Origin of the sequence: Nostoc paludosum FACHB-159, assembly GCF_014698835.1 — a bacterium.
Lineage (GTDB): Bacteria > Cyanobacteriota > Cyanobacteriia > Cyanobacteriales > Nostocaceae > Nostoc > Nostoc paludosum.
Genome location: NZ_JACJTU010000038.1, coordinates 67,696 through 74,457, shown reverse-complemented (window position 1 = coordinate 74,457; position 6,762 = coordinate 67,696). Strand labels below are relative to the sequence as shown.

The window sequence follows — 6,762 nt, the reverse complement described above, 5'->3', positions numbered from 1 at the left end:
AGGCGTTTCCCGTCTCAAAACTATTGCTAAGAGGGAATTCTACCTTTTTTTAGTATCCACAAAAAAAGTACTCCAAACTGATATTATGGATACCCTCTATCTGGAGAACTTTTAAGTATTAATACTGCTAAACATGTAGTTAATAAATTTGTGTACTGAAAAAACTAATTAGCGATCGCACTTTTTTTGGGGTCATCTAACAAAATCGCATTGCTCCCAAACAGAGATATCACCGATCGCAAACTCAACGAACAAAAAATCTCCGAACAAGCGGCTCTACTTGATATTGCCACCGATGCCATATTAGTTAGAGATTTCCAATCCCAAATATTATTTTGGAATAAAGGTGCAGAGCGGATCTACGGTTGGCTTGCCACGGAGGTTATTGGAAAAGACTCTAGAGAGATTTTGTTTCAAACAGAAACTCAACAACAATTAGAAGTGCCGCTAAAAAGCGTAATTGAAAATGGTTCTTGGCAAGGTGAGTTAAATAAAATTACCAAATCCGGTAAGAAAATTGTCGTCGAAAGCCGTTGGACGTTAATGCAAGATGGAAACGGTCAACCCAAATCCATCCTCTGTGTTGACACAGATATTACAGAAAAGAAACAACTCCAAGAGCAGTTTTTTCGTACCCAGCGATTGGAAAGCGTTGGTACCCTTGCAGGCGGCATCGCCCACGACTTGAATAATATATTGACGCCAATTTTAGCCGCATCTCAATTGTTACAAAACAAATTTTTCCAAGACGAAGACCATTGTCAGCAGCTAATGATACTTGTAGAAAACAACGCCAAACGTGGTGCGACATTAGTCAAGCAAGTCCTGTCTTTTGCGCGAGGATTTAAAGGAGAGCGCACAATTATCCAAGTTGAGTACCTGATTTCAGAAATTGTCCAAATTGCTCGGCAAACATTTCCCAAATCTATTGAATTTTCGACAAACATTGCAGAAGATATTTGGGCTGTCACTGGAGACACCACACAACTACATCAAGTATTGATGAATGTAATAGTAAATGCCCGCGACGCTCTGCCAGATGGGGGCAATATCCAAATTTCTGCGACAAATCAGTTTCTTGATGAAGCTTATACGAAAATGAATCTTGATGCCAAAGTTGGCAATTATATTGTGATTACTATTGCTGATAATGGAATGGGGATACCGTCAGAAATATTAGATAAAATTTTTGAGCCATTTTTTACGACAAAAGGGGTTAATACAGGTACAGGGTTGGGACTTTCAACTGCACTTGGCATTATTAAAAGCCACGGTGGTTTTATTAAAGTATCCAGCCGAGTTGGTAAAGGCAGCAAATTTAGAGTTTTTTTACCAGCAGTGGAAGCAACCGAAGTATTGAATGTAGAAAATTCAGAAGCGCACACAGGACAAGGAGAATTAATTTTAGTTGTAGATGACGAAGCTCCAATTCGTGAAATTGCCAAAATCATCCTCGAAAATCACAATTACAAAATGCTCGCTGCCAGTACTGGCATTGAAGCGATCGCTCTTTATGCCCAGTACAAGCATCAAATTAAAGCTGTATTAATGGATATCATGATGCCAGAAATGGATGGCATCATTGCTATCCGCACTTTGCAAAAAATGAACAAGCAAGTTAAAATTATTGCCTGTAGCGGTTTGAACTCAATGGAAATCTTTACTGAAGCTGCTGATGCTAATGTGCAAGCAGTTTTATCGAAACCGTACACAGCAAAAGAATTATTGAAAATATTAAAAGAAATATTTAGAAATTGAGGATTCAGAATTCAGAATTCAGAATTGGTAATTAAGATTAGTTGCAATACTGCTCTGGTTTTGCATTTTGAACTCGGAATTTGGTTTGGGGAAAAAGGTAAAGGTTTTTTCTTTCCCCTTTCCCCTTCCCCTTTTCCCCAAAACCCGACAAGTATTGAGATTAGTTGAGTGTTGACTTTTGACTGAATGAATTATCATTCGCCCCCCTGCTTCCACTCCCCACTCCCCACCCACAGAGGGATGGCAGAAAACCAACTCAATTGACACGAACTTCGCACGCCCATTAGCAACGTGCAGGTAACAGTAGACGCACTTAGAAGTGGCGCACACGAAGAACCCGAATTACGCGATCGCTTTTTCCAAACAATTGACAATGAAATCAAAGGCTTATCACGACTAATTCATGATTTGCTCGATTTAGGACGTTTGGAAGCAGGAGTTACTCAACTCGAACAGCAAGTCTTTTCACTGCGGGGTTTGATTAGTCGTGCTGTCAATGCGATGGAACCCCGGATGCAAGCCGTTGGTGTATCTGTGCAGTTAAACGTAGCGGATTTAAACCTACAAGGCGATCCAGAGCGGCTATTACAGGCTATTTTAAATGTGCTAGATAAGTAAGCAGACATAATTAAATGTAAAATACAGCTGAGCGAAACCCTTTGCTATTGAGGGTTTTACCTTCTGCCTTCTGCCTCCTACTTAACGCTATCAAACATTCAGCACCTAATTCCTTGGTGTTTATTTCTGGGTACACCAAAGGTAAACAAGCGATTTTGAAAATTCAAGACCAGGGATTAGGCATTAGTGAGAATGATTTGCCCCGAATTTTTGAGCAGTTTTATACAACAGACCCCTCCCGCAAAGGTAGTAGTAACGGTTTGGGGTTAGCGATCGCCAAGCGCATCATCGAAGCCCATAAAGGCAGTATCACAGTCCCCAATCAGGGCGCGACTTTTACGATTTGTCACCGTTGTTAGGGAGCGGGGAGTAGAAGTAAAGGGACAAGGAAGAGAGACAAGGGGGATAACTCCTAACTCCTAACTCCCAACTCCCAACTCTTAATACCCAATTCCCAATTCACTCACAACTTCCTCAAATTGTTTTTTTAAACTGTGGCTGTGGGTAAATTGGCAAAATTGGGATACTCCCGATGAATATTGTTAGGAAGATTAATGATGAGTTAGCGATCGCTGGACAAATTACATTAGTTCAGCTAAAACAAATAGCTAATGAAGGTTATAAGTCTGTACTGAATTTGCGTTTCCCTGATGAAACAGGTTTGTGGGCTGATGAACAGGAGAAAACTGAGTTTTTGGGATTGTACTATCTAAACCTCCCGTTCAAAGCTCAAAACATTAACGATAAAGCTACACTCCAAATATTTCAGAGAATTGCTGAATTACCAAAGCCGACTCTCATCCATTGTGATAATTCAATTCGTTCAGCCACTATAGTATTGCTATATATTGCCTTAAAGCAGGGCATAGGTTTTGATAAAGCACTGCAAAAAGTTATTGATTTAGGCTTAATTTAGCTATGAAATTTGTCTATCCTTGATGCTATCTGATTTGTTTAGCGTAGGTTGCAGCATCAATTGGCCAACTGTTTGAGATGTTTTTAATCATTGCCAAAATTCAGGAAAAATTACGAATTTAGCCTAGTGGTAGATACAGGCGAGTTCGGAACATAGGTATTTTCTTCCATTGACCGACTGTAATTTTCTTTGATTAAACGGCTGTAAGTTCTTTGGGGAATAAAATGGAGTGGATTGTAACCAATGAAACGTAAAATCAGCACACAAGCCCAGGAATATCGACCATCTGTAATTGCTGCGATGACTTGCTCCAATTGTTCTGGACTCATGGCTTTTTGAAAATTTTTTTGAGAGGAAGAAATTTGGTAGTTCATGGTTAACCCTGATGTAACTTACCGAAACAGTTTTGTTCGATAGTGATTACTCAACAATTTGGCCTAGCTCAAGCGGCTTCACTCTTCAAGAAAAACAAATTTTTGCTTTTAATTTTAGATACAGGAGGCAGGAGGGAGAAGAAGAATTTTTATATTTAATTCTCTAGTTGTGTACTTCATTTGGTTGGAAACTGCTGTAAAAATCATTTTGAATTGCTATAGCAATCCTATTTCATTTGTGAAAGCTAGAGTACATTTGTACGTTCTTCTTGACTGTTGCCTGTTGGCCGTTGCTTATTCCCTACCTTCATGAGTAATTTTGCAACTCCTGTACAGATTGCTCTATAGTTATGCCTGATTTAAAACTTATACACATCTAGAATAATATGTATTTGCGTCTTAGTTAGCCAAATTGGCAGTTTTTTAATAAAAAAGACTTGTATTTTTTCATTATATTAAGTTTGAATTTTTCTCTATCATTTCATACCACAGCTAGAAGCAACAGTAGTGGCATTTATTTATAATCACAGGTAAGAATGCGTCTCGCAGAAGAATCATCAGAAAAAACTACAGTCGTTGAGGAGAAAAGAATCGGGTTCTGAATTAGTTAAATCTCTGGAATTCGTCATGTATGAATTATTTCAAGCTGTATTGAACAGTGATGAAAAAACTGTTCTCCGTCAGTTGATAGATGTATTAAATACCTCCGGTAAGCATTTTTTCCTGAGGAATGAGATTTTGCAAACTTTTGCAGACTACTGTCAGCAATCCCAGAAGCCAGCTTACTTTTATCACTCTTCTTCTGTGGGGAAACTCATACACTATACCCATGAAATAATTCTGGAGAATGAGTGTAGTTGGTTTGTTGTGCGACCCAGGATTGCTAACCAGGAAGTTTGGCAATTGAAGGGTGACTTTACTAGCTTTGAGCAGATGACGCCTCAAGCGTTACTCGATGTGAGCGATCGCTTGGTGAACCGCTACCAAGATCGCATCTTGGAAATCGACCTCCATCCTTTTTATGAAGGTTCCCCCAGAATCGATGACCCCAGAAATATCGGTCAAGGTTTAGCTTTTCTCAATCGTTACCTATGTAGCCAATTGTTGAATGACCCCCAACATTGGCTAGAACTTTTGTATTTAGCTTTAGATAAAATTAGTTACGAAGGAATTGAGCTACTAATTGGCGATCGCATTACCTCAGGTATACAGCTAGCTAAACAAATTAAGCTAGCGATCAAATTTTTGAATCAGCAACCTCCAGAAGAACCCTACGAAAAATTTCACTCTCAGCTGCAAGAACTCGGCTTTGAACCGGGTTGGGGTAATACTGCGGCGCGAGTCCGCGAAACTTTAGAACTTTTTGAGCGACTTATTTACTCTCCAGAACCAGCCATTTTAGAAACATTTGTCGCCCGTGTCCCCGCCGTCTTTCGCGTAGTCCTCGTTTCTATACACGGCTGGGTCGGACAAGAAGATGTCTTGGGAAGAGATGAAACATTTGGCCAAGTTATTTATGTTCTCGAACAAGCCCGTAGTTTAGAAAACAAACTTCGTGAAGAAATTAAACTTGCTGGTTTGGACTTTTTAGGAATTAAACCCCATGTAATTATTCTCACTAGGCTAATTCCTAATTGTGAAGGAACATGTTGTAACCTGCGCCTGGAAAAAGTTGAAGATACCCAAAACGCTTGGATATTGCGGGTTCCTTTTGCTGAATTCAATCCAGAAGTTACCAACAATTGGATTTCTAAATTTGAGATTTGGCCGTATTTAGAAACATTTGCTGCTGATGCTCAAAGAGAATTACTAACGCAATTCCAAGGTAAGCCTAATCTCATCATTGGTAACTACAGCGACGGGAATTTGGTGGCTTTTCTCTTATCTCATAGTCTGAAAGTTACTCAGTGTAACATTGCTCATTCCCTAGAAAAACCTAAATATTTATTTAGTAATTTATATTGGCAAGATTTAGAAGAACAATATCACTTCTCGGCACAATTTACCGCCGATTTAATCAGCATGAATGCAGCTGATTTCATCATTACATCGTCCTATCAAGAAATTGTCGGCACACCAGACAGTATAGGTCAGTATGAGTCATATAAGTGGTTTACTATGCCACAACTTTATCATGTAGTTGATGGAATTGATTTATTTAGTCCTAAGTTCAACTTTGTACCGCCAGGAGTAAATGAAAACATTTTCTTCCCCTACAGCCAAAAATCAGACCGAGATCCTCACCTTTGTACACAAGTCCACGAACTACTCTTTAGTAGTGAAGAACCCCAAATATTTGGTCACTTAGATAATCCTCACAAGCGACCAATCTTTGCCATTGCTACTTTCACTCCTATTAAAAATCTTACTGGTTTAGTTGAATGCTTCGGAAAAAGTCAGGCGTTGCAAGAACGTTGCAACTTGATTCTCTTAGCTAGTAAACTACATCCAGATGAAGCTACAAACCCAGAAGATGCAGGAGAAATCCAAAAACTTCACGACCTTATTAATCAATATCATCTCCACGGCAAGATTCGTTGGTTGGCTATGCGTCTTTCTAGCCGCGACCTTGGCGAAGCCTATCGAGTAATAGCAGATTTACAGGGAATTTATGTGCAATTTGCCCGCTTTGAATCCTTTGGCAGGTGTATTTTAGAAGCCATGATTTCTGGCTTACCAACTTTTGCAACTCAATTTGGCGGTTCTTTAGAAATTATTGAAAATCAAGAAAATGGATTTAATATTAACCCTACAGATTTAGAAGGAACAGCAAATAAAATTTTAGACTTCATTGAAAAATGCGAACTTCATCCTCAACAGTGGCAGGAAGTTTCAGAATGGATGACTAAGAGAATTCATAATAGATACACTTGGCATTCACATACTAATCAATTATTGCTGCTGACGAAAATATTTAGTTTTTGGAACTTTATTGCTCCAGAAAATAATGCAGCCAGAGATCGTTACATGGAAACTTTATTTCACCTCATCTATAAACCTAGAGTCGAAAAGATTTTAGAAAAACACATGGGTGGGTGAGGGAGAAAGATGGCTACCTTGTCTGCCCAATCCCCAATCCCCAGTCCCCAATCCCCA

The 6,762-nt window shown here is 39.2% G+C and carries 3 protein-coding genes and 2 pseudogenes; 4 read left to right on the top strand and 1 reads right to left on the bottom strand.

What is annotated here, in order from left to right; genetic code table 11:
• Positions 1–222 precede the first annotated feature (222 nt).
• The 3 genes and pseudogenes from H6H03_RS28520 to H6H03_RS28510 form a co-directional block, all read left to right on the top strand.
• Positions 223–1,758 (top strand): annotated as a pseudogene (locus H6H03_RS28520) (hybrid sensor histidine kinase/response regulator); the annotation flags it as partial.
• Positions 1,759–2,022: 264 nt separating this feature from the next.
• A pseudogene (locus H6H03_RS28515) lies at positions 2,023–2,735 on the top strand (sensor histidine kinase); the annotation flags it as partial.
• Positions 2,736–2,908: 173 nt separating this feature from the next.
• Entirely contained in the window at positions 2,909–3,292 is a 384-nt protein-coding gene (locus tag H6H03_RS28510) for a beta-lactamase hydrolase domain-containing protein (protein WP_190958421.1), read from the top strand.
• A gap of 110 nt (positions 3,293–3,402) precedes the next feature.
• Here the strand turns inward: H6H03_RS28510 and H6H03_RS28505 are convergent, their stop codons facing one another.
• Positions 3,403–3,666, bottom strand: a complete 264-nt coding sequence (locus H6H03_RS28505) for a HetP family heterocyst commitment protein (RefSeq protein ID WP_190958420.1) — start codon at positions 3,664–3,666, stop codon at positions 3,403–3,405.
• A gap of 627 nt (positions 3,667–4,293) precedes the next feature.
• Between H6H03_RS28505 and H6H03_RS28500 the strand changes: the two genes are divergently transcribed.
• Positions 4,294–6,705: a sucrose synthase gene (locus H6H03_RS28500; RefSeq protein ID WP_190958419.1), complete on the top strand. Its 2,412-nt coding sequence runs from the start codon at positions 4,294–4,296 to the stop codon at positions 6,703–6,705.
• The last annotated feature ends 57 nt before the right edge of the window (positions 6,706–6,762 follow it).